Origin of the sequence: Gloeocapsopsis sp. IPPAS B-1203 (assembly GCF_002749975.1) — a bacterium.
In the GTDB taxonomy this organism is placed as follows: Bacteria; Cyanobacteriota; Cyanobacteriia; order Cyanobacteriales; family Chroococcidiopsidaceae; genus Gloeocapsopsis.
Window position 1 is genome coordinate 125,430 of sequence record NZ_PEIG01000001.1, and the last position, 26,121, is coordinate 151,550.

The 26,121-nt window shown below is 43.8% G+C and carries 31 protein-coding genes and 1 pseudogene; 17 read left to right on the plus strand and 15 right to left on the minus strand.

The features are described 5' to 3' along the window. Window positions 1-38 precede the first annotated feature (38 nt). The 5 genes from ntrB (at window position 39) to CSQ79_RS27220 (ending at window position 4,692) form a co-directional block, all read left to right on the plus strand. Window positions 39-878, plus strand: a complete 840-nt coding sequence (ntrB, locus tag CSQ79_RS00570; protein WP_099699271.1) for a nitrate ABC transporter permease — start codon at window positions 39-41, stop codon at window positions 876-878. A gap of 35 nt (window positions 879-913) precedes the next feature. Further along, on the plus strand, window positions 914-2,917 hold the full coding sequence (locus CSQ79_RS00575; RefSeq protein ID WP_099699272.1) for an ABC transporter ATP-binding/substrate-binding protein: 2,004 nt from the start codon (window positions 914-916) through the stop codon (window positions 2,915-2,917). 47 nt (window positions 2,918-2,964) lie between these two features. Then, complete coding sequence (locus CSQ79_RS00580; protein ID WP_502693896.1) at window positions 2,965-3,813, plus strand: nitrate ABC transporter ATP-binding protein; 849 nt, start codon at window positions 2,965-2,967, stop codon at window positions 3,811-3,813. Window positions 3,814-3,910: 97 nt separating this feature from the next. After that, window positions 3,911-4,276, plus strand: a complete 366-nt coding sequence (locus CSQ79_RS00585; RefSeq protein ID WP_099699754.1) for an ArsR/SmtB family transcription factor — start codon at window positions 3,911-3,913, stop codon at window positions 4,274-4,276. 239 nt (window positions 4,277-4,515) lie between these two features. After that, the gene (locus CSQ79_RS27220) at window positions 4,516-4,692 is read left to right on the plus strand and encodes a hypothetical protein (protein WP_289500126.1); all 177 of its coding nucleotides are present in this window, start codon (window positions 4,516-4,518) and stop codon (window positions 4,690-4,692) included. Between the two features lie 82 nt (window positions 4,693-4,774). Here CSQ79_RS27220 and CSQ79_RS00590 read toward each other — a convergent pair whose 3' ends face one another. After that, a complete protein-coding gene (locus CSQ79_RS00590) occupies window positions 4,775-5,089 on the minus strand; it encodes a P-II family nitrogen regulator (RefSeq protein ID WP_099699273.1) in 315 nt (104 codons plus the stop codon). Window positions 5,090-5,501: 412 nt separating this feature from the next. Here CSQ79_RS00590 and CSQ79_RS00595 point away from each other — a divergent pair, with 412 nt between their 5' ends. The 3 genes from CSQ79_RS00595 to CSQ79_RS27225 all read left to right on the plus strand — a co-directional run bounded on the left by CSQ79_RS00595 (window position 5,502) and on the right by CSQ79_RS27225 (window position 6,439). After that, complete coding sequence (locus CSQ79_RS00595; RefSeq protein WP_143755400.1) at window positions 5,502-5,711, plus strand: hypothetical protein; 210 nt, start codon at window positions 5,502-5,504, stop codon at window positions 5,709-5,711. Window positions 5,712-5,915: 204 nt separating this feature from the next. Beyond that, entirely contained in the window at window positions 5,916-6,158 is a 243-nt protein-coding gene (locus CSQ79_RS00600) for a hypothetical protein (RefSeq protein WP_099699275.1), read from the plus strand. 128 nt (window positions 6,159-6,286) lie between these two features. Then, window positions 6,287-6,439 (plus strand): hypothetical protein, encoded by a 153-nt coding sequence (locus CSQ79_RS27225; protein WP_289500128.1) that lies wholly within the window; start codon window positions 6,287-6,289, stop codon window positions 6,437-6,439. Here CSQ79_RS27225 and CSQ79_RS28560 read toward each other — a convergent pair. After that, entirely contained in the window at window positions 6,383-6,580 is a 198-nt protein-coding gene (locus CSQ79_RS28560) for a leucine-rich repeat domain-containing protein (protein WP_354000882.1), read from the minus strand. The genes CSQ79_RS27225 and CSQ79_RS28560 overlap by 57 nt on opposite strands. A 357-nt stretch (window positions 6,581-6,937) precedes the next feature. Between CSQ79_RS28560 and CSQ79_RS00605 the strand changes: the two genes are divergently transcribed. Together CSQ79_RS00605 and CSQ79_RS26985 are read left to right on the plus strand one after the other, a co-directional pair. After that, window positions 6,938-8,161 (plus strand): sodium-dependent bicarbonate transport family permease, encoded by a 1,224-nt coding sequence (locus CSQ79_RS00605; RefSeq protein ID WP_099699276.1) that lies wholly within the window; start codon window positions 6,938-6,940, stop codon window positions 8,159-8,161. 324 nt (window positions 8,162-8,485) lie between these two features. Next, on the plus strand, window positions 8,486-8,707 hold the full coding sequence (locus CSQ79_RS26985) for a hypothetical protein (RefSeq protein WP_143755401.1): 222 nt from the start codon (window positions 8,486-8,488) through the stop codon (window positions 8,705-8,707). Window positions 8,708-8,837: 130 nt separating this feature from the next. On the opposite strand, the gene CSQ79_RS00610 is transcribed toward CSQ79_RS26985, so the two are convergent. The 3 genes from CSQ79_RS00610 to CSQ79_RS00620 form a co-directional block, all read right to left on the minus strand. After that, the gene (locus tag CSQ79_RS00610; protein ID WP_289500130.1) at window positions 8,838-9,389 is read right to left on the minus strand and encodes a DUF2459 domain-containing protein; all 552 of its coding nucleotides are present in this window, start codon (window positions 9,387-9,389) and stop codon (window positions 8,838-8,840) included. 314 nt (window positions 9,390-9,703) lie between these two features. Beyond that, window positions 9,704-11,143 (minus strand): serine/threonine protein kinase, encoded by a 1,440-nt coding sequence (locus CSQ79_RS00615; protein ID WP_099699278.1) that lies wholly within the window; start codon window positions 11,141-11,143, stop codon window positions 9,704-9,706. A 61-nt stretch (window positions 11,144-11,204) separates the two neighbouring features. Further along, complete coding sequence (locus CSQ79_RS00620; protein ID WP_099699279.1) at window positions 11,205-13,160, minus strand: BamA/TamA family outer membrane protein; 1,956 nt, start codon at window positions 13,158-13,160, stop codon at window positions 11,205-11,207. 111 nt (window positions 13,161-13,271) lie between these two features. Here CSQ79_RS00620 and CSQ79_RS00625 point away from each other — a divergent pair, with 111 nt between their 5' ends. The 3 genes from CSQ79_RS00625 to CSQ79_RS00635 all read left to right on the plus strand — a co-directional run bounded on the left by CSQ79_RS00625 (window position 13,272) and on the right by CSQ79_RS00635 (window position 16,363). Next, a complete protein-coding gene (locus tag CSQ79_RS00625; protein ID WP_099699280.1) occupies window positions 13,272-14,528 on the plus strand; it encodes a lipid-A-disaccharide synthase-related protein in 1,257 nt (418 codons plus the stop codon). Window positions 14,529-14,676: 148 nt separating this feature from the next. Further along, complete coding sequence (locus tag CSQ79_RS00630; RefSeq protein ID WP_099699281.1) at window positions 14,677-15,597, plus strand: ABC transporter ATP-binding protein; 921 nt, start codon at window positions 14,677-14,679, stop codon at window positions 15,595-15,597. Then, window positions 15,590-16,363 (plus strand): ABC transporter permease, encoded by a 774-nt coding sequence (locus tag CSQ79_RS00635; protein WP_099699282.1) that lies wholly within the window; start codon window positions 15,590-15,592, stop codon window positions 16,361-16,363. Before CSQ79_RS00630 ends, CSQ79_RS00635 begins: the two co-directional genes overlap by 8 nt. Window positions 16,364-16,381: 18 nt before the next feature. On the opposite strand, the gene CSQ79_RS00640 is transcribed toward CSQ79_RS00635, so the two are convergent. The 8 genes from CSQ79_RS00640 to CSQ79_RS00675 form a co-directional block, all read right to left on the minus strand. Then, on the minus strand, window positions 16,382-16,924 hold the full coding sequence (locus CSQ79_RS00640; protein ID WP_099699283.1) for an RNA 2'-phosphotransferase: 543 nt from the start codon (window positions 16,922-16,924) through the stop codon (window positions 16,382-16,384). A gap of 60 nt (window positions 16,925-16,984) precedes the next feature. Further along, window positions 16,985-17,413 carry an archease gene (locus tag CSQ79_RS00645; RefSeq protein ID WP_099699284.1) on the minus strand — a complete coding sequence of 143 codons (429 nt, stop codon included), beginning with the start codon at window positions 17,411-17,413 and terminating at the stop codon, window positions 16,985-16,987. After that, a complete protein-coding gene (locus CSQ79_RS00650) occupies window positions 17,403-18,302 on the minus strand; it encodes a CobW family GTP-binding protein (protein ID WP_099699285.1) in 900 nt (299 codons plus the stop codon). Before CSQ79_RS00650 ends, CSQ79_RS00645 begins: the two co-directional genes overlap by 11 nt. Before the next feature lie 46 nt (window positions 18,303-18,348). After that, window positions 18,349-19,809 (minus strand): RtcB family protein, encoded by a 1,461-nt coding sequence (locus CSQ79_RS00655; protein ID WP_099699286.1) that lies wholly within the window; start codon window positions 19,807-19,809, stop codon window positions 18,349-18,351. Window positions 19,810-20,213: 404 nt separating this feature from the next. Then, the gene (locus CSQ79_RS00660; RefSeq protein ID WP_099699287.1) at window positions 20,214-20,417 is read right to left on the minus strand and encodes a hypothetical protein; all 204 of its coding nucleotides are present in this window, start codon (window positions 20,415-20,417) and stop codon (window positions 20,214-20,216) included. Window positions 20,418-20,546: 129 nt separating this feature from the next. After that, window positions 20,547-20,936 carry an alr0857 family protein gene (locus CSQ79_RS00665; RefSeq protein ID WP_099699288.1) on the minus strand — a complete coding sequence of 130 codons (390 nt, stop codon included), beginning with the start codon at window positions 20,934-20,936 and terminating at the stop codon, window positions 20,547-20,549. Continuing rightward, the gene (locus CSQ79_RS00670; protein ID WP_289500138.1) at window positions 20,914-21,471 is read right to left on the minus strand and encodes an HNH endonuclease; all 558 of its coding nucleotides are present in this window, start codon (window positions 21,469-21,471) and stop codon (window positions 20,914-20,916) included. The genes CSQ79_RS00665 and CSQ79_RS00670 overlap by 23 nt, the downstream gene beginning before the upstream one ends. 76 nt (window positions 21,472-21,547) lie before the next feature. Next, a complete protein-coding gene (locus CSQ79_RS00675) occupies window positions 21,548-21,811 on the minus strand; it encodes a hypothetical protein (RefSeq protein ID WP_099699290.1) in 264 nt (87 codons plus the stop codon). Between the two features lie 177 nt (window positions 21,812-21,988). Here CSQ79_RS00675 and CSQ79_RS00680 point away from each other — a divergent pair, with 177 nt between their 5' ends. The 4 genes from CSQ79_RS00680 to CSQ79_RS00690 all read left to right on the plus strand — a co-directional run bounded on the left by CSQ79_RS00680 (window position 21,989) and on the right by CSQ79_RS00690 (window position 25,376). Beyond that, the gene (locus tag CSQ79_RS00680; protein WP_099699291.1) at window positions 21,989-22,318 is read left to right on the plus strand and encodes a ribbon-helix-helix domain-containing protein; all 330 of its coding nucleotides are present in this window, start codon (window positions 21,989-21,991) and stop codon (window positions 22,316-22,318) included. A 358-nt stretch (window positions 22,319-22,676) separates the two neighbouring features. Then, a complete protein-coding gene (locus CSQ79_RS27230; protein WP_289500140.1) occupies window positions 22,677-22,868 on the plus strand; it encodes a hypothetical protein in 192 nt (63 codons plus the stop codon). Beyond that, window positions 22,868-24,784, plus strand: a complete 1,917-nt coding sequence (locus CSQ79_RS00685) for a sensor histidine kinase (RefSeq protein ID WP_289500142.1) — start codon at window positions 22,868-22,870, stop codon at window positions 24,782-24,784. Before CSQ79_RS27230 ends, CSQ79_RS00685 begins: the two co-directional genes overlap by 1 nt. A 7-nt stretch (window positions 24,785-24,791) precedes the next feature. Then, entirely contained in the window at window positions 24,792-25,376 is a 585-nt protein-coding gene (locus CSQ79_RS00690; RefSeq protein WP_099699293.1) for an SRPBCC family protein, read from the plus strand. A 244-nt stretch (window positions 25,377-25,620) separates the two neighbouring features. On the opposite strand, the gene CSQ79_RS00695 is transcribed toward CSQ79_RS00690, so the two are convergent. Next, a complete protein-coding gene (locus tag CSQ79_RS00695) occupies window positions 25,621-25,878 on the minus strand; it encodes a type II toxin-antitoxin system HicB family antitoxin (RefSeq protein ID WP_099699294.1) in 258 nt (85 codons plus the stop codon). A 4-nt stretch (window positions 25,879-25,882) separates the two neighbouring features. After that, window positions 25,883-26,072 (minus strand): annotated as a pseudogene (locus CSQ79_RS00700) (type II toxin-antitoxin system HicA family toxin). Window positions 26,073-26,121: the final 49 nt, after the last annotated feature.

Sequence of the window (26,121 nt, forward strand, 5' to 3'; positions counted from 1 at the left end):
TTACCAATTACCAATCACCAATTAGGAGAACAAAGTTAATGACAACGTTACGCACCCGTCCAGCTAGAGGTTTACAAAATCCTTGGATATCGCGGATTAATAAACAATTTCCCGATCTTATACCGCCAATCGTTGCGATCGCCATCTTCCTAATAATCTGGCAACTATTTTCTTTAACACCTGGTGCAACTCTACCTGGACCGATTCAAGTTGTTCAAGATACCTGGATACTGATTTTTTGGCCTTTCTTTGACTTGGGTGGAACAAATGTAGGTTTATTCTGGCAAATTCTTGCTAGCTTACAACGAGTCGCAATTAGTTATGTATTAGCGGCAATTGTTGGCATTGGCTTAGGCATTTTGATCGGCACAAGTAAATTAATGTCCAAAGCGCTAGACCCGATTTTTCAACTCTTACGAACAGTACCACCGCTAGCATGGGTTCCCATTTCCCTCGCCGCATTACGCCAAAACGAACCCGCAGCATTATTCGTAATCTTCATCACCGCAATATGGCCTATCTTAATCAACACAGCGGTAGGCGTGAAACAGATTCCCCAAGACTACAACAACGTTGCCAAAGTACTGCAACTCACCCGCAAAGAATATTTCTTCAACATTCTCATTCCCGCAGCGTTACCCTACATTTTCACAGGTTTACGAATCGCGATCGGCTTAGCTTGGCTAGCAATTATCGCCGCAGAAATCGTTATGTCCGGTATCGTCGGCATCGGCTTCTTCATTTGGGAAGCATACCAAAACAATAACGTTAGTGAAGTGATTTTAGCCCTCGTTTACATCGGTATTGTTGGCTTACTCCTCGACAAATTAATGGCATGGATTGAAACCCTAATCGTACCCCAAGGACAAAAAACTTAATCCCAATTACCAATTACCAATTACCAATTACCACTATGTCTGTATTCGTTGCTGTCGATAACATTGATAAAGTCTTTGATTTAGCTGGCGGTGGGCAATACGTAGCCCTCAAAGGAATTGACCTGCAAATCAAAAAAGGCGAATTTGTTTCCTTAATTGGTCACTCTGGCTGCGGTAAATCAACGCTATTAAATATGGTGGCGGGATTAGATTTACCCTCCGATGGTGTCGTCACCCTTGAAGGACAACGCATCACCAAACCAGGACCCGATCGCATGGTTGTCTTTCAAAATTATTCATTGCTACCGTGGCGTACCGTCCGCGAAAATATCGCCTTAGCAGTAAATGCAACGATGAAAGATTTACCCGCAGGCGAACGACGTGCGATCGTCGAACAACATATTGATATGGTAGGGTTGCGTCCTCATGCAGATAAACCCCCAGAGATGCTATCCGGCGGACAAAAACAACGAGTAGCGATCGCCCGCGCTTTAGCAATTCGTCCCAAATTACTCTTACTCGATGAACCTTTCGGGGCGCTAGATGCATTAACACGGGGGAACTTGCAAGAACAACTCATGCAAATTTGCGAGGAAAACCACGTTACCGCAATTATGGTGACGCACGATGTCGATGAAGCCGTATTGCTATCTGATCGCATTGTGATGTTAACCAATGGACCCGAATCAAAGATTGGTCAAATTCTCGAAGTTGATATCCCGCGTCCGCGCAAGCGCATGGAAGTTGTCGAACATCCTAGCTACTACAGCTTGCGCAGTGAGATGATTTACTTCCTCAACCAGCAAAAACGGATTAAAAAAATTCGAGCACGGAAAACGGCGGCGATTTCCCGTCACGGCTTAGAAAAAGTCAATCTCGAAATCGGTTTTGTTCCCCTCACAGCTTGCGCCCCTTTAGCAGTAGCGAAAGAAAAAGGCTTTTTTACAAAGCATGGTTTGGACGAAGTGACTCTGGTACGCGAAACAAGTTGGCGGGGAATTGTTGATGGTATCAGTGGTGGCTATTTAGACGCCGCGCAAATGCCTTCAGGAATGCCAATGTGGTTAACTTTAGGAGGCGAAAACCGTCCGTTACCTGTTGCAACATCGCTAACAATGACGCGTAACGGTAACGCGATTACTCTCGATAAACGTTTTTACGAGCAAGGCATTTACACCTTATCTGATTTCAAAGCATATCTGCATTCAACTGCCAATCAACAGCATCGCATGGGCATGGTGCATCCAAGTTCGATGCATAACTTACTACTACGTTACTGGCTAGCCGCAGGTGGTATCGATCCCGATCGCGATGTTTCTCTCAAAACAATTCCTCCCGCACAAATGATCGTAGATTTACAAGCTGGAACAATTGACGGTTACTGCGTCGGAGAACCTTGGAATATCCGCGCTGCGGAAGAAGGCGTTGGTTTTACTATAGCTACTGACTTAGAAATTTGGCTAGGACACCCTGGTAAAGTTCTCGGCGTCCGCGAAGATTGGGCAGCAGCGTATCCTAACACGCATATTGCCCTAGTTAAAGCACTCTTAGAAGCTTGTCGCTACTGTGGAAATCCAGCGAATTCTGAAGAAGTCCGCGAAATTGTGGCGCGGCGGGAGTACGTCAGCACAGATCTTGCTTATGTTCAAATCGAAGATCCGAATACCTCAACGTGTAGTCTCGATCGTCCGATGCGAGAGTATGCGCATCACCAATTTTATGCAGACTCAGCGATTAATCGTCCCAGTCGTACCGAACAACTGTGGATTATGACGCAACTGGCGCGTTGGGGTGATACTCCATTTCCCAGAAACTGGGTAGAAATCGTCGAACGCATTTGCAAAGTTGGTGTGTTCAGTACTGCTGCTAGAGAATTGGGTTTAGATATCAGTTACACTCGTCAGCCGATCAAGTTATTTGACGGTAGTGTCTTCAATGCTGACGATCCAATTGGCTATCTCAACGATTTAGCAATCAAACGCGATTTCTCGATCGCTGAAGTTGTGCTTGATGCGCGACGTCCGCTTGTCGCCGCTTAAGCCTCAAAAATCAATCCAAAATCCGAAATTTACAATCTGGAATTACAATGTTTAAGCGCACTTTTGCCTATACCGAGACAGCAAGTCAAACCGTGTCAGTTGCAACGCAACGCGAACCATTTTTGGTGATGGAAGATGTCTCGAAGGTTTATCCCACATCAAAAGGTCCTTATACGGTTTTAGATGGTGTTAATCTCACGGTTGCTGAAGGTGAATTTATCTGTGTTATCGGTCACTCAGGTTGTGGTAAATCAACACTCCTCAACATGGTTGCAGGGTTTAATCACCCAACTTCAGGAGAAGTGCGGCTTGGTTCTAAACCAATTACCAAACCAGGTCCCGATCGCATGGTAGTCTTCCAAAACTACGCTTTACTTCCTTGGCGGACAGCGTTTGAAAATGTTTACTTAGCAGTTAATGCAGTTCACCCTAATAAACCTCAAGCCGAAAAAAGAGCGATCGTCCGCGAACACTTAGCAATGGTAGGACTTAGCGAAGCTGCGGATAAAAAACCACCACAACTCTCAGGTGGTATGAAACAGCGGGTCAGTATTGCACGGGCTTTGGCAATTCGTCCGCAAGTATTGATTTTAGATGAACCTTTTGGCGCGTTGGATGCGATTACTAAAGAGGAACTACAAGAAGAATTGCTGAAAATTTGGAACGATCATCGCTGTACAGTTTTGATGATTACGCACGACATTGATGAAGCTTTATTTTTAGCAGATCGCTTGGTAATGATGACAAATGGTCCTCACGCAAAAATTGGGGAAGTTATGGAAATTCCCTTTCCCCGCCCACGCGATCGCGCCCGCATTATGGAAGACCCGCAATACTACAAGTTACGCAACTACGCGCTTGATTTCCTCTACCATCGTTTTGCTCACGATGAGTAGTGGTTGTATTTAATACGTGCTTCGTGTTTTTTTTACCGCCATTATATTCCTAGTTCGCAATATAGTGGCATTTCCTCAATCTTATGCTGTTTTAAGGATATTCATGCAATCTCCTCAAGCCCTTACTCCTGTTGCAGAATATTTCAAAGTCTTATCTGAAGTGAGTCGATTAACAGTTTTAAGCAGTCTCACTTCAGGGGCAAAAAATGTCACCGAAATTATTACAATAACTGGACTCGGACAAGCGAATGTTTCTAAACATTTGAAAGTGTTACTACAAGCAGGTATTGTAACTCGCACTCCTCAAGGTGGTAGTGTCTATTACCAAATTGTCGATCCAATCGCTTTCGAGTTATGTGAATTGGTGTGCGATCGCCTTTCGATTCGGATCAATGAACAAGCAAAACAAATCGCAGCATTGCAGAGTTTACGCGAGCGCTCGTCTTATAGTAATCGTGTGTAAGTTACGAGATTTTTTGGAAACGAACCACAGAGGAGCCACTTTCGTGCGGAGGTTCCCGCGCCCTGTAGAACTCCGCGTGAGCCATGGCAAAGTTGCGGGGGTGCCCCCCGTTGTAGCAACTAGCGTAGCAATGGGAAACGCAGAGGAAGAAATCTTAAAGGTTAGTGTAGCTGGATTCTCATCTTGAGAAGGAGAGCTATCCATCAGAGGCTGAAGTTCCTCAACTACCAGCAGCTGCCATGGACACTCCCCTGTTGTATGGTCAACTGATGAACCAACTGAGTCAATGGGTAAACGCTAAAGACGTGCGTCATCTGCAAGGAGTCTCTGAAGCCGTTGGGGCGATATTGCCGTCTCAGAAGGCTTGTCTGGTCTATTGGTTGCCGTACCTGAGTCATCGAGACTGTAGTGCTTGAGCTAGTCTAGAGCGGATTCATTATTTGCTTGAAAATCTGCACATTTGCGCGGAGCGCTTCTACACCACTAAGGGGTTCTGAATTAGAACGTGTGCGCGTGCAGTACCTCCGCGTCACAGATATAGGCGATGCCCGAATAATCGTCGAAAAACTTCACTGCGACTTCATCCGAAATCTTCAGAGCCATATCCCGATTGGCGGTGAGTACCTCGATCTTTATGTTCGAGTAGGTGTCGGAAACGCTGGGTTGTCCCGGCGAGCGCACGTTGCGACTGCCTTTACCGCCAGCGGCCACCACCGTATAACCGGTAGCCCCGGCTTCGTCGATGATCTTGACGATCTGTTTGAGCAGCACCTTTTCCGTGACGATGACGAGCTTGCTGGCTTTCTGGGTCATGTGGGTTACCTCCTGACGCGTTCTGTTGCGACAATTCAAGGCAAGACTCTATGGTTTTGCTTTGAACCATATTTTTAAGTTTATGCCAAAGAGCGGCGCATCCACTCCCCTCTGTTGAGCAAGATTGACTCAGATTAGCGGAAGCATTTTATAAAAAACACTTATCCTTTTGGCGCTATGACCACCATTCAACATCAGATTGCAGGGGGCACTAGGGACGAGGATGCCGTTTGCAGTACCGTCCACTGGTAGAGTAATCAAACTTCGATTCACCATCCAACAGCGGAGCAGCTTTGGAATATCATCACCCTCACCGCAGATGTTTTAGTAGTCGGCGGCACGGGGGAAGCCGATCGACGTGGGGCGATTCCTCCCATATGCAAACTAATGCGTGGCAATTGACGGACTAGTCATGCAGAATTCACACGAAATTGAATCGAAAAAACCAAACATCAGCTGGAGTAGCATCAGCCGGCGGCTGATTCCTCCGCAACCGCCAGAATCAACGAGGGTTCATAGGAATCAGGTGCGGTATAACCGAGCAGGTTTAATTTATAAGTTTCGGTTATCAAAAGATTTGGCAAGTTTGAAGCAATACTTTGTCAAAAATGCTGCTTGTTAGCTAGGCATTGCATAAACTTAAAGATATGATGTTTGCTTGAAGTATAGGCTTATATCTATAAAATTCAGCGCAAGCAGCTCAAAGACACAACTACTGTTTTGAAGCCACTACACAGATCACACAGGTGGATTTTCGGCAGGTGTTCCGTGCGATACAGGCAAGCAACCTGTAAGCGATACACACAAGCAGTATGAAGCGAAAACCATGAATAAGTTTGAATCGAGGCAGTCACAGCTAAACTTGGATACGAATGAGGGGTGGGTCGTGCAGGTGTATGGCAGTAATCGCCGCTTGCTCTGTGTTTTAGAACCCTCCCACGGTTGGATCTTCTTGATCGGTTGCAGTGTTGGTTTACTGCTTTCAGTAATTTGGATTAACGCCGCTCGCTACAGTCCCCCCTTAGATCCGACCCCACCAACAGAGTCACCCGCATTGCAGGTGGATTGATACGACCCATCGTAGGGGCGAGGTATTCTCCTTGAGACATCGTAATTTGGTCTCAAGGCGACCATGGTGCGACCCCTCACAGCGGCGGATTAGCTAAGGCAACATCTGCACGAGTTTTGGATGGGTCGATGGAATCGGTTGGCGAGAAGAGACAGACGCTCTCTGGTTGCACTTTCTCAGGTGCGATCGCGGATCTCAGTGCCCCGCAGATCCAACCAGGTCAGCTAAACCAATCTAGTCAAGGCGGTCGTTTTTGCGACTGGGGTGTTGTAAAGGTCTAGCCAGGTAAGTTGTGCGAGATTTTTGAGCAGCGCAATATCAGCTACTGAGGTGTTGAACAGTAAAAGTTCTTCAAGTTCATGCAAGTGAGCTAGGGGGGAGATGTCTTCGATGGGATTGTTGCCCAGAAAGAGCGATCGCAATTTACATTAACCAGAGGCGGAGATCGCCAAACAAAAGAAAAACTTATGATTTGAATTTGACATTGCGTTTCAAATCCATGTTATGGAGCGCAAAAATCTGTCCATTTTAGGATAGGCTTAAACACATAGAGATTCATGTTTTGATAGATCAGGATCTATGGAGGATGGTGCAGGACAGCTATCACCTTCCAGCCCCGTTAGGAGAGCGGCCATCTCTAAACACCCTATCGACAGGTTCTCGCGTAACGCCTGTGCTATATGAGGTGAAGCACTTCACCCTTACTTTCTTCAACTTTTTAAAGCTCACTTATCACAATAATCGCCGCTCCTTGTTAGAGGAGGCGGAAGGAGGTTTTAGTGGATTTCTTGTCCGATTTTTTGACGAAATTCGGGGCGCAGTTGCAGTCACCAACGCTCGCCTTTCTGATCGGTGGTATAGTCATTGCCGCCCTTGGTAGCAAACTGGAAATTCCAGATGCGATTTATAAGTTCATTGTCTTCATGCTGCTCATCAAAGTCGGTCTGAGCGGCGGCATTGCGATCCGCAATTCCAATCTGACGGAGATGCTGTTGCCCGCGCTGTTCGCCGTGATAACGGGGATGCTTATCGTATTCATCGGGCGCTACACGTTGGCCAAGCTGCCGGGCATCAGAACCGTGGATGCCGTTGCGACTGCGGGCTTGTTCGGTGCCGTAAGTGGCTCTACCCTCGCCGCCGGCATAACGGTACTGGAAGCGCAAGGCATCGAATACGAGGCCTGGGCCGGCGCACTCTATCCCTTCATGGACATCCCAGCGCTCGTAACTGCGATCGTCGTGGCCAGCATTTATACCAGTAAGAAAAAGTCTCTCAGCGAGCAGCACCGTACCGCAGGCGCATCTTTCAGTACCGCAGACGCATCTTTCAGTACCGCAGGCGCATCTTTCAGTACCGCAGGCGCATCTTTCAGTACCGCAGACGCATCTTTCAGTACCGCAGGCGAGTATCCCAGCAGGCAGGAGTATCCCACAAGCAGGCAGGAGTATCGTAGCCAGCAGCGCATTACCGCAAGCGGGTATCCCAGCAAGCAGCGTGAACGGGTCAAAATATGGCCCATCGTGAAGGAAAGCCTCGAGGGTTCTGCCCTATCGGCACTGCTACTCGGCCTCGCTCTAGGTCTGCTAACCCGACCGGAAAGTGTCTTTGAAAGCTTCTACGAACCCCTCTTCCGCGGCCTACTTTCAATACTGATGCTGGTAATGGGTATGGAGGCCTGGTCAAGGGTTGGCGAGCTGCGCAAGGTAGCCCAGTGGTACGCCGTATATGCCTTGGTGGCGCCGCTGCTGCATGGGTTTATCGCCTTCGGTCTCGGCATGATTGCCCACTACGTCACGGGGTTCAGCCCTGGCGGTGTCGCGCTCCTGGCCATCATTGCCTGCTCCAGTTCAGACATCTCAGGACCGCCCACTTTACGAGCCGGTATCCCGTCGGCCAATCCCTCCGCCTACATAGGCGCGTCCACAGCCATCGGCACGCCGGTTGCGATTGCCATAGGAATACCGCTCTTCATCGGGCTCGCCCAAGCCCTGATGGGCAGCTGAATCCCAGATGGGTCGCTCGCTGACGGTGGCGCAAACGGTTCTGGAACACTCAGAGTGCCAGTGTCGCTTTCGAGGACTATCAAGCCGAGTTGGAGAAGACATCTGAGCAGATTCCACTCGAGTGTTCGGTCACACGCCTGGCAGACCGAGGCTTTAACCATAAGCACCTGTTGCAATGGCTGCAGGTCCATCAGTGGGAGTGGGTCATGGGTGTGGTCAGCGCTATGGCGGCATTGCGATCCGCATTTTCAGGATGACTTGTCGGCGGGCTTTGACGTGTCTCAATCTCGCCTTTAAGACGCCCAACGGCTGAGGTCACTGGTCATGCTCCTCGACACACCTGATTGCCGTCCTCGTGGGGATGCCCTTCTCAACTTGACTGGCACGGTGAGCGGGGTTGAGTTTTCGGCAACTGGAGCTTGGAGAGATTGCTCGGCGGTGCGATCAGCGACTGAGCTTGCCTACTTTTACCCCACTGCCCCAGCGAAGCCCCCCGAAAGCCTATGCCCTGAAGCACTACCAGCAAACCCGAGACGCTCGCATTGAGTTCTCGCCAGTGGTGCCGTTCTCATGACCAGACCCTTGACCGTGGACGACATTTTCTGCACCACTATGGAAAGAAATAGTGAGAAATTTGCCTGAACAATTCTTAACTGTTATAAATAAAAAATAGTAATTAATTAGGATTTCTACTGACATGAAACATGACAGCTTGAGGAATTCCAGCCCAAAGTGGTGTATTGATGTTTGCTTGTCTTAAGCCTTCAGCAGTCCAATTATTGCTGTTTCTTAAAACTGAATAATGACCTTTCGCCTCATAATAGCTAGCTTCTGATTCATCACTACGCACGAATAATATTATTTGACCCTGAGGGGTTAGTTGAAAAGAGTTTTGAATAAATTGTACAGTGTTTAGATAGTTTGAGTTATTGACTCCTACGCATTGAATATCATGTCTTTGGGGTATTTCTTGATAACCTTCTACTCGCATGACGGAACCACGGGAAAAGAATAAGGCTTGTACACCGAGTGGAAGGATTTCCTGGATTTGACTAGGATTTGTTGGATAAAAGTCGCGATCGCCCCAACCAAAACCTAAATATTGATAATTTCCTGAAGGCTCTTTCCCAATTTCTTTGATGTTCAAGAATTTTTGCCAATTATAAGTATTATTCTGGACGGGTACAATAATATTAGTATGAATACCAACTTGATTTACGCAAATCATTACATCATTTTCTTGAGAAGAAATTCCCCGTTTTCTTGGAAGTAGTGAAACAACTAATAGTAAAGCAAAAAGACCTGTAAGAGTAGCGAAAGAGAAGAAAAGAACCTTTCTCAAAAACATTTTAACGGTGAGGAAGTTATCAAAAACTAAGTCTCAGTAAGGGACTTATAAAAGTGAATAGCACTCTTCAATTGGCAACTAGCTAAATGCTAACAGCTTTAGTTTAGCTGCGGCTTTAATCGCCAAGCATCTCTTGAGTAAGAATACGCGATCGCACTCATAACCATCAATACGCGATCGCACTCTTATTATTCCTATTCCGGTTGAAGATCTGGAGATTGAGGAGATGCATCTAAATTATCACCCGTTTGTGATTCTCCAGTTGCTTCGGGTAGTTTTGGGGAAGCAGGTTGTGTTGGAACTACGATTGACGGTGCTTCTTCTGTCGGTGACGGTTCTTCGGATGGTGGTTCTGTCGTAGGTTGTGGCGTGTCTACCGCAGAAGGCGACTCTGGTAATGGATCTGGAACAGGAGATTCAGCAGGAGATGGTGATGGTGTTTCTGTTGGTGTTGTCGATTCTTCTGGTTCAACGCGGTTACGCGGACGCCAACGAAAAGGCGCTGGTTCTTCTGGCGGTGTAGCTTCTGTTTGTGGGGATGGTGAGACTTCGGTGTCGTTTTCACCAGTTTGTTGAATATTACTTGGTGGAACAATCGCAGGTGCAGTTGGTTGAGTATCTTCTTCAGATAACACGTTAGCAACAGCAACCGCAGTAATACCTGCGATCGCAGCGGCTCCAATACCGAGTACAATTCCAGATAACCCTCGTTTACGTTGAGGAACAACCCGTGGTGGGGGTTCAATTGATTGTGGTTGGGGAATCATTGCAACTGTTGCGGCGGTATGAGTAGATGCTGGTTGTATTTGGATATCTGCTGCGGTGAAAGACTCTGAAGGTAATAAAGCTAGCCATTCTGCAATTGTTGCAGGGCGAAACTTGGCTTCTACTGCCATACCACGCATGACAGCTTGGTTAATTGCAATACTCAGTTGCGGTTGGATATCGCGGGGTGTTGGCATCGAAACGCGATCGCGCAAACTAGCTGCAACAGGAACCTTTGCTGTTAATAAAGAATACAATGTTGCTGCTAAACCATAAACATCAGTCGCAGGAGTACGCGGTGCGTGAGGTAGATACTGTTCAATTGGTGCGTATCCTTCAGAAACAATATTAGTATGCGTTTGTGTATGACCTGGAGTAAATTCGCGGGCAATGCCGAAATCAATTAAAACAACTTCCTGCGTGCCCTGACGTAATATAATATTTTGTGGTTTAACGTCCCGATGTAATAAATTATTTTTATGTACTACTTGTAAAGCTGCTGCAATCTGGCGAATATAGTGGATCGCTGTTGCTTCTGAAAGCGGATTATTAGGAAAAACAACTTGATCCAATGTTTGTCCAGGAACGTAGTCCATGACCATGTAAGGCAATGCGTCTTCTATAAAAAAGTCGCTCACACGTACAATATTAGGATGGACACAAGTCGCTAATCTGCGGGCTTCATCTTGAAATTGCCGATAGAAACTGACATATTCAGGATGCTGTCGCAGTTCCTCGTTGATCGTTTTAATGACGACAACTTGACCCAAGTACTGGTGAGTCGCTGTGAATGTAATCCCGAAGCCACCGCGTCCAATTTCTTGATCTAGGGTATATTTCCCTCGTTGCAATTTTTTTCCTACTAGCATAGTCAAGCCTCCCCACCGAACGATAAAGTATAAATACTGACTTCTACTTTATCGCTCCTCCTTAAAAGCGATGACCGAAACCGAACTGTAAGCGACTTTCTCCTTGATCATTAAATCCAAAATCAGCACGAATTAAACCAATCGGTGAATTGACTCGCACACCAGCACCATAGCCAAAGCCCGAGCCTGGTTTATCGCGGACTACCGCTGGTTCTCCGAGTACTGTATCTCCTGAACCTAAATCTGAAGCAAAGTCAGCAAAAACTACTCCTCCAAGAAAATCGAGGATTGGAAAGCGGTATTCTGCCGAAGCTAACACAAACGATCGCCCACTGCCAACTTCCCCGCTACCATAACCGCGTACTGAATTTAAACCACCCAAATTGAACGCTTCATACGGTGGTAAATCGCCAATTGTTGTCCCCCCTTGAACATTAAAGGCAAAAACTTCGGGTTCATCTTTGCCTCCGATGAAATCGACAGGAACATACTGACTATAATTAGCCCGCAGGCGACTCATTGAAATTGCCCCTTGACCGATGGGAATTGACTGTTCCGCGTTCAGGCTGAGTACAGAACCTTCCGTTGGATTGACAAGGTTATTCCGAAAATCTTTCGTCGCAGCAAAAGATATCGTTGTCAAATCGTCGATTCCTGTACCACTCAAGGTTAAAGGATTACCCAACTCATCTTCAGGGGAAATATTCCCTGCGCGATCGCGAATACTAGTGCGTTTGTAGTTTAATCCCATTGAAGCTTGCCAGTCATCAATCGGGCGCTGTAAAGTTACACTTGTGCCAAATTGTCCTTCTCTTGGGCGATCGTCGTTTGGCAAAGAAACATCACCATCGAAAGTTTGAGATATCCCGCGACGGCGAAACGCATTGAGTTGATACCCGAAGCGATCAGGGTTACTCTCCCGATAGGGACTAGTGAAATTTGTATCAAATTGAATGTCGCGACGACTGATTTGAACATCAGCACCGATTGAATCATTAAGACCACTAAAGTTAAAGTCTTTATAACTGACTGTCGCAAACAACCCACTATCATCATTGTAACCGCCACCCAAGTTGGCAGCACGCGCTGGAGTTTCTGTCAAGTCATAGATCACATCAACTTTTGTCGCATCACCATCTAAGGCGACGCGGACATTTTGAAATAATCCTAATTGATAAAGCTTTTGTAAATCTTGTCTCACTGTTTCTTCGCGGAAAACTTGCCCTGGTTTGACATTTAATTCGCGACGGAGAAAATCAGGTTGCGTTCTTCCTTGAATTGGCTTACCTTTGTCATCAACAAACCTGCCATCTTCATCAGAAAAGCGGAATCGAACTTCGCTAATAACTCCTTCCACAACTTCCATCGTTAGTACGCCTTGTGGGTTAGGGCGAATTGCGATAACTCGTGCCAAAGTGTAGCCATTTTGGGCATACCACTCGTTAATTTGGTCAACACTTTGATTTAATGCTGATGGACTAATTGGATTGCCGATTTGCGGTTTTATGCGTTCTACGGCTACATTTTGTCGTAAGGCTTTTGCACCCCTAAGTTGCAGCGAACGCACGATAACAGGTTCCACCTGAAACACCACATTTAAACCAGTTGCAGTCGGGTTACTACTAACTGTGGCATTTCTAAATAAATTTGTCGCTAAAATCGCGGCGACATCTTGTTGTAGCTGACTTTCACTTGTTTCTCCTCCGACACGAGTGTTAATCGCATTGCGGACAATTTGTTGTAATTCTTCGCTTGCGCCCACAATTTGAACATCTGTTGCAGTGACAAACAAATCGTTACCTTCTGCTGGTAACTGTTGCGAGTTCGCTGCTAAGCGCGTTGGATTTGCCGATGATTCTCGCGTAGGGAGAACAACCGCATTTTGATATTCTTGATAATACTGCACATCACCTTTGGGAACAATAGCTTGAGGGCTAGCCGTCGCAAGTGATGTATAAATTAGCTCTATGGCAGTCAATCCAGCCAAAGTAAAAATTGCAGTATAAGAAACACGCATAATTATTAGTCTAATTAATTTGTCTATAAGTGGTTAGTAGTGTTTCCATTACCTATTACCAATTACCCATTACCCAGTTACAGACACTTACTAGTGTTATTTTGTTTCTAGATGAATAATTTATCAGCATTTTCCCCAGGTTCTAGAATAAAGTTACTTTGCCTCAGTAATGGTCATGGCGAGGATATTATTGCTGTACGAATTCTCCAGGAATTACAGAAGTTAACTTCAATTGACATTGCTGCTTTACCTATAGTTGGTGAAGGACACGCCTACTCTCAATCGAGTATTCCCATAGTTGGGGCAGTACAAACAATGCCTTCCGGTGGATTTATTTATATGGATGGGCGACAAGTTTGGCGAGATTTAAGGTACGGTTTGCTAAAACTCACTTTGTCTCAAATTAAGGTAGTCCGTAGTTGGGCAAAGGGTGGTGTAATTTTAGCTGTAGGTGATATTGTACCGTTACTTTTTGCTTGGGCAAGTGGGGCAAATTACGCTTTTGTCGGCACAGCAAAATCAGAATATTACCGACAAGATGAATCAGGATGGCATCAACGGCGATCGCCACTTTCGCGTTTAGAAAATCTGTCGGCTTCAGTTTACCATCCTTTAGACCGTTATTTGATGAGTCACCCGCGCTGTAAAGCGGTTTTTCCCAGAGACACACTAACAACAAAAACATTACAAAAGTGGGCAATTCCGGCGTTCGATTTGGGAAATCCAATGATGGATGGATTAGAAGCGCAAAATTTATTAAAGCTAGATACAGATCCGCAGCGGTTAACAATTCTCTTACTTCCTGGTTCGCGCCCTCCTGAAGCTTATGAAAATTGGCAACAAATTCTCATTGCTGTCGCCGAATTAATTGCCGCATTCCCGACGCGATCGCTATTATTTCTCGCGGCGATCGCACCCACATTATCTTTAGAACCATTGTGTCAAAGTCTTATCAATAGAGGTTTTTCTCAAGATAACTTGACATTTAAGCAAAAAAATGCATCTGTTGTGTTAACTCAAAATGCTTACAACGATTGCTTACATCAAGCAGATTTCGCAATTGCAATGGCGGGAACAGCCACCGAACAATTTATTGGTTTAGGAAAATGTGCGATCGCCTTTCCAGGAAATGGGCCACAATATACTTATGCCTTTGCTGAAGCCCAAAGCCGTCATCTTGGTTCATCATTAACTTTAGTCGAACACCCAAAACAAGTTGCGGATGCAGTGCGATCGCTACTTCAAGATCCCCAAAAACTTGAACAAATCGCCAAAAACGGCTACCAACGCATGGGAAAACCAGGCGCAGCCCATCGCATCGCCCAATGTTTAGTTCAACAATTCAACTACCCAAATAAAGAATTATAAAGATACCATCTAAAATAAATTACAGCAGGTAAAGTCTTACGCTTTAACGCTTCAGACATTCCCTCACCTCGGACTCCGTCCCGCTGGGCTTCGCCTCGCTGGGCTTCGCTAACGCTAACGCTAACACCCCTCACTCCTCACCCCTCTCTTGATCGCCCTCGAAGTTCACAACCTACATAAAACCTACAAGCAACGCAAAAAGCTCATTGAAGCTGTACGTGGCGTTTCTCTAAACATAAATTCTGGTGAAATTCTTGCATTTCTTGGTCCCAATGGCGCAGGAAAAACGACTTGTATCAAAATGATCGCGGGTTTAATCAAACCTGATGTAGGATCGGTAAAAATTGCAGGTTCTGATCCGCATCGCAATCCGCGATCGCTACGCTTGGTAGGTGCAGTTTTAGAAGGAAACCGCAATCTCTATTGGCGACTGACTCCTGAAGAAAACTTAGAGTATTTTGGAACATTACGCGGACTTCATCGCCGTGTAGCGCATAAAAACGGACTGCAATTATTAGAAAGATTCGACTTACTATCAAAACGCCGCGCCCCAGTACAAACACTCTCACGCGGGATGCAGCAAAAGTTGGCGATCGCAGTTGCATTAGTTCACCAACCGCGATTGTTGTTACTCGACGAACCCACGTTGGGTTTAGATGTAGAAGCTAGCCAAAATGTCAAAGTTTTAGTACGCGAGATTGCACAAGAAGGCTGTGCAATTTTGTTAACAACACATCAACTTGATGTCGCAGAAGAAATCTCAGATCGCGTCGCGATTATTCAACAAGGTAAAATTTTAGCCGAGGAACGAACGCGCGAAATTATCCGGCGCTTTTCGGGTTCAACTTACATTATCGAGATAGCAGGTGAATTAGATTCCGTACAAACGAGTAAACTTGAATCTCTAGGTGTCATAGTCCAAGCCGATAGAATTATTTATGAGGGAACCTCAGAAGGTTTGTATCAAGTTCTAGCTGTTCTCAACCCTCTACCTTTAATCCAAGTCAAACAACAAGCTGATTTGACGCAAGTCTTCCTCAAAATTGTCCGAGAAAACCGTAATGTTTGAACTATTTTTAGCTGAACTCAAACGCAGTTGGATTGAGTTTACGCGCTATCCTGTTGATGCGATCGCCGGAGTTTTTATCATTACATCCGTATTTTATGGCTTATTTCTCAGTGCCCGTTACATTGCAGGTCCTAATTTACAATTTGGCGATCGCCTGGATGCGATCGTTGTCGGATATGTGCTATGGACCTTAGTAATATTTATTGTTACGAGTATTGTCAGTATCCTGCAAATTGAAGCACAAACGGGAACTTTAGAGCAAGTCATACTAACACCCTATGGTGTACCGCGAGTATTTTTGGCACGAGCGATCGCCAGCTTAACTATCAACATTGTCATAATTACAGGAATTTTACTACTAATTCTCTTACTAACAGGACGACGTTTGTATTTTCCCCCGACTTTAATTTTGCCACTGCTGACAGTTTTGTTCGGTGCTTATGGTTTAGCCTTCCTCATGGCTTCTTTAGCTTTACTATTTAAACGCATTCAGCAATTACTTGGGCTGACACAATTTGCCTTATTATTTCTCCTGACAATTCCCTCAGAAACCTGGAGTGGAACGTTATGGATTATGCGATCGCTGTTACCAATGACAATGGGTGCAGGAATTCTCCGCGATTTAATGGCACGTAATCTAAGTTTAAACTTTGTTGAAATTTCACTTGCCTTTCTCAATGGATTAGGATACTTAGCCTTAGGTTTAATCGTATTTCGTCGTGCAGAAGTAGAAGCAAAGCGCCGAGGAATTTTAGGAGGATATTAGATACTTTTTCACACCTAATTAAATGCGGTGTAGATAATCTGCTGGTACGCTATCTACTAACCAAACACTATTATCAGAACAGTAAAAAGTATAACCTGCTTGCTGCATTGCACCTGCATCAATAGCAAACACAACTGGGTGTCCGTGTCTAGCACCAACTTTACGCGCTGTTTCAATGTCTGGTGATAAATGCACGTGATGTCGCGACATTTTGTTTAATCCATATTGCTGAATCAAATCTACAGCTTTATGTCCACCGTGATACAGCACATTGGGAGGAATAGCAGGTTTTAATTGTAAGTCAATTTCTACACTATGCCCTTGATTGGCTCGAATTAAATTACCAGTAACATCAAAAGAAAAGCGTTGTTTGTCATTTTTAGCAACAACTTCATCTAACTCACTACGGCTAATCGGAAAGGCATTTTTAGCACAAGCCGTTAATAATTCATCTACGTTAACCCAGCCGCCAGGAGCTAACTTTAAACCAAGACGTTCCGGTTGATGACGCAGATGCTTGCTGAGATATTTACTAATTTTAACCTGACGAGTATTATTCATCGAAGTTAGGCATATACAAATTTAATATGCAGCCTACAAGCACGGTCGTGCTACCTACTATCAAATATCTAAAATTACCATAGCTTGCCAACCATTAGCAGTTTTTTCTAATTGAAAACGGTGTAGCGTTACAGCTTTGACATCTACGCGCTGATGATGTTTATTAGGATCAAGCTTTTCTCCTTTTGTAACTGCTTGAAGCTGGTATATTTCTTTTTGTTCTAACTTAACTTTTTGTGGACGCAGTAGTAATAATTCACTATCTTTGTAATAAATAAATTCTTGAAGAAAGTTGAATAGCAACATATCTAGCGCGTCATTTTCCAAGTTAAATGTGCGAGTTTCTTGGAGTGCGATCGCATCAATATTATCAATCATTGTATTAATTGTTGCATCACCCGCCGCGATGAATAATTCTTCTAAGTTTTCTCCCCAAACGTGAAAAGCAATGTCTGCGATCGCAACATCTTCTAAATACTCATAAGGCATATATCTTCTCACATCTTTTCAACTGATCGATAATTTCTTGTTGATATTTTTTGACTTGTCTACCAATAAAAACTAACTCTGTAGCATCTTGCTCAAATGGTTCTAAATCCCATCGTCCAGCTACAAAATTAAATAGATAAATTTGCTCGGTAAACCTTATAAAACCTTTTGCTCGATACATGTCTTTTTCTATTAATTTATCGGCAAAATCCTCAAAACATGCTCGCTTTAAAGTAGCCTGCGTTTTATAACTAAATGACTCAAACTCAGGTTGATGAACATGATGAGGTTCTGGTTGTAGTCGCTCTCTCACAATACCAAATAACAAATCTGGATCGACTTGACAGCGTTGAGTATGTAAAATTTCAGCAACTTCGTTATACGAGTGCAACTTTGTTTCGATTGCTTGCAATTGTTCTTCTGTTACTAAATCAACTTTATTGAGTAATATTGTATCTGCGGCTTCAATTTGCATTCGTGTCGTGTGACCAACACTAGGATATCTCACCATCGCATCAGCATCAACGACAGTCACTACACCATCCAATCGGACTTTAGTTAAACTTTCTTGAATATCAAATACTAATGCATCAGGTTCTGCTACACCCGTTGTTTCCACCACAATCATATCAGGATTAACTGTCTCGATGATTTCGTCAACTGCAGCTTCAAATTCCCCAAGTAGCGAACAACAAACACATCCACCACCCAGATCTGCCATTGCCACATTTTTACCTTGAATGATCTTGGTATCAATCGCAATTTCACCAAACTCGTTCATCAAAATAGCAATTTTTTGAGGAATCGAATCAAGAATGTGACGTAGCAAAGTCGTTTTACCGCTACCTAGTGAACCTGTAATAACTGTAAGTGGAATGCGCGGTTCCATAGTTTATATCTGTTTTTATAACAGCTTGCTAAAAATCAAAAGTCACCTAGCCTTTGATATTCCCAATAGGTGTAAAACGCACGACTCTTTTGCTAATTCCGGCTAATTCTGCGGCTTCAATCACTTCATCAACGTCTTTGTAAGCGCCTCCAGCTTCTTCTGCTAAACCAGCCCACGAGGTACTGCGGACGTAAATACCCCGCGTTTGCATCTCTTTTTGCAGTTTTTCACCTCGAAACGTTTTTCGCGCCTTGGTTCGACTCATCGTACGTCCACTTCCATGCGCCGTGCTAAAGAAACTTTGTGCGCCACTGGGTACACCTAATAACAAGTAAGAACCAGTTTCCATACTGCCACCAATAATCACTGGTTGACCGATATGTTGGTACTTCTCAGGAACACCCATCATTCCAGGCGCAAATGCACGAGTTGCACCTTTACGATGTACTAAAAGCGATCGCTCTTTACCATCTACTACATGACGTTCTAGTTTAGCCGTATTATGCGCTACGTCATATACCACATGCATTCCTAAATCTTCTGCGGAACGCCCAAAAATCTCCGAAAAAACTTCACGAATCCGGTGTAAGATCACTTGACGATTAGCAAACGACATATTTAAACCGCACTTCATCGCCGAAAAATAGGCTTGTCCTTCAGGCGAATCAAATGGCGCACAAGCTAACTCGCGGTCCAAAATTTTGATGCCATACTTGCTTTCCATCACCTTGAGGAAAACTTGCAGATAATCAGTCGCTACTTGATGTCCAAAACCACGACTACCACAGTGAAACATCACAACGACCTGATCTGGTTGAGTAATACCCATTTTTGCTGCTAATTCGGTATCAAAAATATCCTTCTTTTTAGCAACCTGAATTTCTAGATAATGGTTTCCAGAACCTAAAGTTCCAATTTGATTAAAACCACGATCAATTGCTTTTTCACTAATCTTGGCAGCATCCGCACCTGCAATACAACCTTGTTCTTCTATCAGTTCTAAATCTTCATCCCAACCATAACCATTTTCAACGCACCACTGTGCACCTCGTTCGACGACTTTGCGAAATTCATTACGGGATATTTTGACAAAGCCACTGCTTCCTACCCCTGCAGGAACTCGTTCATACAGCCGATCGACAATTTTTTTAATATACGGTTTTACCTCGTCATACGTCAGGTTTGTCACTACCAAACGCATTCCACAATTGATATCAAACCCGATACCACCAGGAGAGATAACGCCGCCATTTTCGACATCCATAGCCGCAACTCCACCAATAGGGAAGCCATAGCCAAAGTGTCCGTCTGGCATACACAAGGCATATTGAGTTATCCCTGGAAGTGTTGCTACATTAGTAACTTGGTCATAAACAGCATCATCCATTTCCTGGATTAATTTTTCCGTTCCATAAATACGTGCTGGAACGCGCATTCCTTCTTTGTACGAGAGAGGAATTTCCCAAATCGTATCCGAGATTTGGCTTAATGATTTAATATCAGCCATTTTTTAATTAAAGAATACTTGAAAAATAATTTAAATTAGATTTAATTTGACTTTGACGTTGTGTTGTTGAAGTGCATTATTCTCACAGATAATTTAAAATTCATTGACGATTTTTAATAGAAAGTAGAGCTAAAGTTTTCTACTTGCAGAACTCTACTTTCGGAAACTACATTCACAAACAACACCTATATAGCAATCCAATTTGAGTTTTCATTTTTGAAAACAAACCATAAAGTATACAAAAAAAACTCTTGCATGAATGCTTGACGAATAAATTAGCAGCCGAACAAAGGAAAATCTACCAGGGTGAACTTATTGATAAAAGTCTTGTTTAAGTGTACAAAGGTACACTTTGTTTGAGTAGCCCCTGACTTCAGTCAGAAGGCGTTTATGATTGTACTTGATTACGAATTTGGTTCTTCTGCAGGACGTTGTGTTGCAGGAGGATAATCTACAAATTCTTGCGTTCTTGTCGTATTTGTAGTAGCTCCTTCGGGTAGAAGATCTTCAGGAGCGACGGTTTTGTCCGCAGCAACATCCATGACACCTTCAGCATTTGTATTCGGTTTGTCAGAAGTACCTTTATGATTGGCATGACCGCTAGACATATCAATTTTCTCGCATTACATAACTGAACACACATTCAGCTTAAGATCGGGGAATATAGTGCATACCCTATCTAAGGACTTAGATTCAATCAGCCGCAGTGCTCTTATGCGATCGCATCTCAAATAGTTTTACTCTCCCACAACAGTTGCGCCCATTTGAGCTTCTTGCCAAAGCTTAGACAGTAAACACTCAACTACATAGTACAAAGTAGTCACAAAAATACCTTCTTCAGTCTCTGTATCGGATGTTAGCCAAGTACCTTGAAGAGAGACTTCGATATAATCTGCGTCACAAGCACACAGCGTAATTGTATCCTCTTTGAAGCGTCGAGCCTCAGTCTCTAGAGAATCCAACCCTGGTAAATCAGCAGGTAATAAAAACGAAGCCATGCTAGGTTCAACACAGATGCGTTTACCGACTCGGAGTGCCAAAGTAACTCGCAGTGCTACCCATTCCTCTAGTGGTTGCGTTAAGTACTCTAAACAGAAATTCTTATCAAGATATGTTAGTTTCAGCATTGTGCTTTGAAGTTCCTCCTATTTCAGGTGGAAATGGCTCAGATCGCCAAAAATGTTCGGCAAAAGCAACCGTGGGGTGCATTGGTGCTTTTGGTTTAGTGTGTAGAGGCATACCAGCTTCAAGAGGAGTGCGATCGCTTTTACGTTGGTTACACCTCTCGCAAGCCGTGACAACATTATCCCAAGTGTGTAAACCACCTCTAGATACTGGAAGGACATGATCGAGTGTCAAATGTTTGCGGCTGCTACAGTATTGACAAGTATGGTTGTCGCGTCGCAGCACTTCGCGCCGATTGACTGGCGGAACTTTCCAAATTCGCTCGACACTAGCAACTGTTAATCGAATATAAGCTGGAACTGCAAGTACAATACTTGGCGATCGCACGAACCAGCTTGTCTCTTGAACTAAATCTAGTGCTTCAGCTTTACCTGCAATTAATAGTTGAACAGCTCGTCGGACGTTAACTTTACTGATCGGAAGATAATTTTTGGAAAATACAACTACTGACTGGTCTAATACTTGATTTGCAATCATAATAACCTAGCTCCTATATAAAAACCCCCACTTCTGTACGCGAGAAGCAGGGGCTGGGAAAGACCTTTAAATCCTTTTATCTTTGTGTAGGTATAATGTGCCATCTACACCTCCCGCTCAGCTTCTTTAGTTGTAGTGCAGTTAATAGCACATTACACAAATCTGCTAAATTTTCACCCTTAACTTTTCTAGCTTGCCAATGATTTAAGCGATCGCCTCTTATTTTTTGGATAAACTTGCTACTTGTGCCTAATCTTTTCAGTTCAATAACTTTTAATTCCCACAGATCAACACTTAGGGTAAAAATCACAGAAACAGAAGTAGAGTCGGTACGTTTCACAGGAAGCTTTCTCTTGCGTGGAGGGCTTGACGAACTTTGGTTAGGATACAGCCTAATCTTGGCGCATACTGCAAAAAACTACAGGCTGGATGCCTACAGTTGAGAGTAATATTTGAACATTACTTTAAACATACTACACTTGTATTACTAACCTGTCTAGATATTTCAGGAGAAAAAATGCATACACTCACACGCACGGCAACTACAGAAATGGAAGTCACCAGCATTCGCTTGGAAAAAGAACTAAAAGATCGCCTCAAAGAACTTGCTGGTAATCAAGGTTATCAAGCGTTGATCCGAGATATTCTGTGGAAATACGTACAGCAGAAATCTAGTGACTATGTGCACTCACCAGCTGATATCCGAGCTAGTATTGCAGCAACAGCTCAGAAAGAAGAACACTGTGTGATTACAGGACAATCAATTCAACCACAAGAATCTATGCTATTGGGGTTAACTACCTACGGAGATTTGGTTCCCATCAGCATGAATAGTTTACTTATGTAGTACTTTACTGAGAATAGCTTGAAGTTTTTAGTAACTCATAGGTAGTGGCGGGCAACATACTTCCCGCCGCTCTAAAATTTCACGGAAAAACTTTATTTAAAATTTTATGTAAAAACTTTACATCTCTTAGGGAGAAACATTTTCTCATAAGCATTTTAGCTAGTTGGTTCTGATTAAATAGTTGCTCATAATCAGCGAATCTACTGATTCTCTATAGCTGCAGGCAGGATATTGTGGAGCAATAAATTCTCAGCGTTGGTTTCATCAATTCTTCTATGTTTTTTAATTATTCGTTGTCTAAATCTTTCTCAGTAGGGGCATCCTAAATAGGAAAGTATTAGCTGTGAGGTGAGCAATTGTGTCAACTCATTCATGGGCAACAGTCAATAGTGTATTGCTAAGCATAAAAATCAAGGGATGTCTAAAGTATCGTTCTGTCAATCTGTGCGACTACTACAACAGAGCAAGCCAAAAATGCAGCCGCTTTTATCGTCGCAATCTCATTGCCCAGATGAAACTAATTGCTCGCAAAAATATTCAGTTAGATTGATGCAGCATCAAATAGAATCCGCCCATCTGGGAGAACAAATCAATCAGATTATCTTGCATGACTCTGATAACGAAACGCGGCTACCGAAAATAGCACAAATTCTAGGAGAGGCTTTTCAGGTAGACTGGTGTACTATTATCACGACAGCTGACGAGCAAGATACAGCTCAAATAGTTGGTCATTGGTGCTCAAATGAGAATTTGACAGTTCCCCAGCAACCATTATTATCTTCACTACAACAATTCGCATTGGCGTCTGCATCCCACCTATTTGTATTTGACGATGTTAAGGCAGCAATGCCTAATCTCACAGCACAGCTACCACTTGAAGTAGGAGCAATTTTGGGTATACCGCTTTGGTGTGAAGGTAAAATCGGCGGTGTTATCAGTTTTCTGCGTGCACAACCTTATCATTGGAGTGATGAAGAACAAGCAAGTGCTTTGGCTGTGGCAACATCGGTAGCAATTGCCATTACTCAAATCTTACAAAATCGGTTGATCGCTTCTTTACAGCAGCAAGTCGCAACTTCAGCACAATATCAAACATTGATCAACCAAATCACAATGGCTAGCCGCAGTTCCTTAGAATTAGATCGCATTTTTCAGCTAGCACTCTCCCAAACAGCTCAAACACTCAAAGTAGATCGCGGTTGTATTCTTACTTTAAAGTACGCAGATCCTTTATTCAAAGTCCGTCAACGGCAGAAGAAAATTCCTCAAGCCATAGCTACAGTTGTCAGTGAATGGCAAGGCTGTCATGCCGACTTAGCGACGAATCGTAGTTCTATCAATCAGTTCTCGCTTTCGGAAAGTTGGTTGTGTCAGCAAGGACTACTAAACTTTCCCCAACCAATTGTTATTAATAGTCAAGAAAAGTTCTCTCAACTGAACCACCAGCAAGAAACTCCTGATGTCTTTGATGTTCATTCTTGGCAATCTTTAGCCATGCTACCACTAGAAAATCAGGGTACAGTGCTGGGATTTATTGTATTACAGCATTCATACGCTCATCTTTGGCAAGAAGACGAGCTAGCTTTACTCGAACTGGTCAGCACTCAAATCAGTACTGCGATTATTCAAAGCCAAACTCTGCGCCAAGTCCAATCTTTAGTAGAAGAACGCACGGCTCAACTACAACGCAGCTTGGAAGTTCAGGCAAAATTATATGAAAAAACTCGCCAGCAAATTGACCAGTTGCGGCAACTCAATCAATTAAAAGATGAGTTTGTGAGTACCATGAATCACGAACTACGAACGCCGTTAACGAGTATGAGCTTAGCGATTCGGATGCTACGTCAACCTGGATTACCCACAGAACGACAAGCTAAGTATTTAGATATTTTAGAGCAACAGTGTTCTCAAGAAATCAATTTAATTAACGATCTCCTCAGACTTCAGGAACTTGAATCGCATAAAGCACTCTTGAATGTAGAAACAGTCAATCTTGCCGCTCAACTTGAGCATATCGCGTGTTTGTTTGCAGATAAGTGGAAAGATAAAGGACTAGCTTTCACTGTAAATCTTCCTAAAACACCTCTACTACTCCAAACTGATGCTGAAAGTTTGCATCGTATTCTACAAGAATTATTAACTAATGCCGGAAAATATTCTGAACCCAATTCTACAGTGATTATCAACGCACGGCATCAAGATAATCAGATCGTCCTACAATTAATTAATCATGGTCCTGGTATTGCTGCAGAGGATGTTACCCACATTTTTGATAAGTTTCGTCGCGGTCAAGGTGTGACCCAACAAGCAATTCAAGGCACTGGTTTAGGGCTGGCTTTGGTAAAGTGTTTAGTACAACACATTGATGGTGCGATCGCAGTTTCTAGTACTATCAGTCAATCTGGTAATAGTGAAATTTGCTTTACGCTGACGTTACCATTAACTTTGAACCAAGCTCAAACTTAGGACAACAGTGACTCAACACAACCCTAACCTGGAACTAGTCTCAAATACCGCTGCGCTCAACAATGCGACAAGTTTGGGAGCAACAGAAGCATTGTTACAGGCGGTGAAAGTGCGAACTGAGCGCTTAGCTGAGCGACACCGGAGAATTTCTGCTCGTATTCAAATTCCTCATTCAATTGAGCAAGTTTGGCAAGTCCTCACCGACTATGAGACATTAGCCGACTTTATCCCAAATTTAGCTCGTAGCCATCGCCTTGAACATCCCGCAGGTGGTATTCGCCTAGAGCAAGTTGGTACCCAACGCTTGCTTAATTTCAACTTCTCCGCACGAGTGATTCTTGACCTAGAAGAAAAATTTCCTCAAGAAATCAATTTTCAAATGGTTGAAGGTGACTTCAAAGACTTCTCTGGTAGTTGGTGCTTGCAGCCTTGTCTGCTTGCAGAGCAAGCAGGAACGAATCTAGAGTACATTGTTCGGGTTCTACCGAAGCGTACCATGCCAATTTCGATCATTGAGCGCCGTTTAAGTAGAGATATGCAAACAAATTTGATTGCTATTCATCAAAGAGTCACAGAACTATTTACTTCTTAAATCCTGAAAATAAGTAAGTAAATCAAAATTGGGGAAACAGAGTTGCCGGATGCATCCCTAGTCTTTCCCTTGCCTTTATATCGTAAGGTACACTTCGCCTTAACAACACCATTTTGACGCCTTTAACTGGGCTTTAAATACCCCCAGGGGAATTCGAATCCTCCTAGCAAGTCACTAAAATGCCCTTGGTAACAGCATTAGAGAATTCTTAAGAAATTTGTGCCTAAAATCTGACTAAAAAGTACTAGGAGATTACCTTTGTTGACGTACCAGCAGCCTGCTCAACCGATGGTACTTGAACATTTACGTATTGGCACAAGCTAGTAGGTTCAGGAATGACTTCACCATGCAGCAGCATTCCCTCCAAATGAAATGCGATCGCCTCTTGTATCTGTTGTAAAGTCTCCTCTACGGTTTGACCTGTCGCAACACATCCAGGTAAATCAGGAACGTAAGCCCCGTAATTACTCTCTGCTTTTTCAATCACGATTGCGTATTTCATAACTTCAACCTTTTAATCCAGCTTGTCTCAAAATACTGTTGAGCAATCCAGGGGATAAATCATCAGATGGCTTTCCAGGTATCGTGACCGTCCCAGGCTTATTTGAATGGTGGTAATGTCGGTGACTCCCTCTGGTACGTACTAGTAACCCAACCATCAGCCTCTATCAGCTTGATGACCTCACGTACCTTCAACTACATATTCTCCTATCTTCAATATTGCCACAATATCACATCATATAGA

What these genes read in the sequence shown, in the direction of transcription:
- ntrB (WP_099699271.1), top strand. Translation starts at nt 39, where the DNA reads ATGACAACGTTACGCACCCGTCCAGCTAGAGGTTTACAAAATCCTTGG.
- CSQ79_RS00575 (WP_099699272.1), top strand. Translation starts at nt 914, where the DNA reads ATGTCTGTATTCGTTGCTGTCGATAACATTGATAAAGTCTTTGATTTA.
- CSQ79_RS00580 (WP_502693896.1), top strand. Translation starts at nt 2,965, where the DNA reads ATGTTTAAGCGCACTTTTGCCTATACCGAGACAGCAAGTCAAACCGTG.
- CSQ79_RS27220 (WP_289500126.1), top strand. Translation starts at nt 4,516, where the DNA reads ATGGACACTCCCCTGTTGTATGGTCAACTGATGAACCAACTGAGTCAA.
- CSQ79_RS00590 (WP_099699273.1), bottom strand. Translation starts at nt 5,089, where the DNA reads ATGACCCAGAAAGCCAGCAAGCTCGTCATCGTCACGGAAAAGGTGCTG.
- CSQ79_RS00595 (WP_143755400.1), top strand. Translation starts at nt 5,502, where the DNA reads ATGCAGAATTCACACGAAATTGAATCGAAAAAACCAAACATCAGCTGG.
- CSQ79_RS00600 (WP_099699275.1), top strand. Translation starts at nt 5,916, where the DNA reads ATGAATAAGTTTGAATCGAGGCAGTCACAGCTAAACTTGGATACGAAT.
- CSQ79_RS27225 (WP_289500128.1), top strand. Translation starts at nt 6,287, where the DNA reads ATGGAATCGGTTGGCGAGAAGAGACAGACGCTCTCTGGTTGCACTTTC.
- CSQ79_RS26985 (WP_143755401.1), top strand. Translation starts at nt 8,486, where the DNA reads ATGCTCCTCGACACACCTGATTGCCGTCCTCGTGGGGATGCCCTTCTC.
- CSQ79_RS00610 (WP_289500130.1), bottom strand. Translation starts at nt 9,389, where the DNA reads ATGATTTGCGTAAATCAAGTTGGTATTCATACTAATATTATTGTACCC.
- CSQ79_RS00615 (WP_099699278.1), bottom strand. Translation starts at nt 11,143, where the DNA reads ATGCTAGTAGGAAAAAAATTGCAACGAGGGAAATATACCCTAGATCAA.
- CSQ79_RS00620 (WP_099699279.1), bottom strand. Translation starts at nt 13,160, where the DNA reads ATGCGTGTTTCTTATACTGCAATTTTTACTTTGGCTGGATTGACTGCC.
- CSQ79_RS00625 (WP_099699280.1), top strand. Translation starts at nt 13,272, where the DNA reads ATGAATAATTTATCAGCATTTTCCCCAGGTTCTAGAATAAAGTTACTT.
- CSQ79_RS00635 (WP_099699282.1), top strand. Translation starts at nt 15,590, where the DNA reads ATGTTTGAACTATTTTTAGCTGAACTCAAACGCAGTTGGATTGAGTTT.
- CSQ79_RS00640 (WP_099699283.1), bottom strand. Translation starts at nt 16,924, where the DNA reads ATGAATAATACTCGTCAGGTTAAAATTAGTAAATATCTCAGCAAGCAT.
- CSQ79_RS00645 (WP_099699284.1), bottom strand. Translation starts at nt 17,413, where the DNA reads ATGCCTTATGAGTATTTAGAAGATGTTGCGATCGCAGACATTGCTTTT.
- CSQ79_RS00650 (WP_099699285.1), bottom strand. Translation starts at nt 18,302, where the DNA reads ATGGAACCGCGCATTCCACTTACAGTTATTACAGGTTCACTAGGTAGC.
- CSQ79_RS00655 (WP_099699286.1), bottom strand. Translation starts at nt 19,809, where the DNA reads ATGGCTGATATTAAATCATTAAGCCAAATCTCGGATACGATTTGGGAA.
- CSQ79_RS00660 (WP_099699287.1), bottom strand. Translation starts at nt 20,417, where the DNA reads ATGTCTAGCGGTCATGCCAATCATAAAGGTACTTCTGACAAACCGAAT.
- CSQ79_RS00665 (WP_099699288.1), bottom strand. Translation starts at nt 20,936, where the DNA reads ATGCTGAAACTAACATATCTTGATAAGAATTTCTGTTTAGAGTACTTA.
- CSQ79_RS00670 (WP_289500138.1), bottom strand. Translation starts at nt 21,471, where the DNA reads ATGATTGCAAATCAAGTATTAGACCAGTCAGTAGTTGTATTTTCCAAA.
- CSQ79_RS00680 (WP_099699291.1), top strand. Translation starts at nt 21,989, where the DNA reads ATGCATACACTCACACGCACGGCAACTACAGAAATGGAAGTCACCAGC.
- CSQ79_RS00685 (WP_289500142.1), top strand. Translation starts at nt 22,868, where the DNA reads ATGCAGCATCAAATAGAATCCGCCCATCTGGGAGAACAAATCAATCAG.
- CSQ79_RS00695 (WP_099699294.1), bottom strand. Translation starts at nt 25,878, where the DNA reads ATGAAATACGCAATCGTGATTGAAAAAGCAGAGAGTAATTACGGGGCT.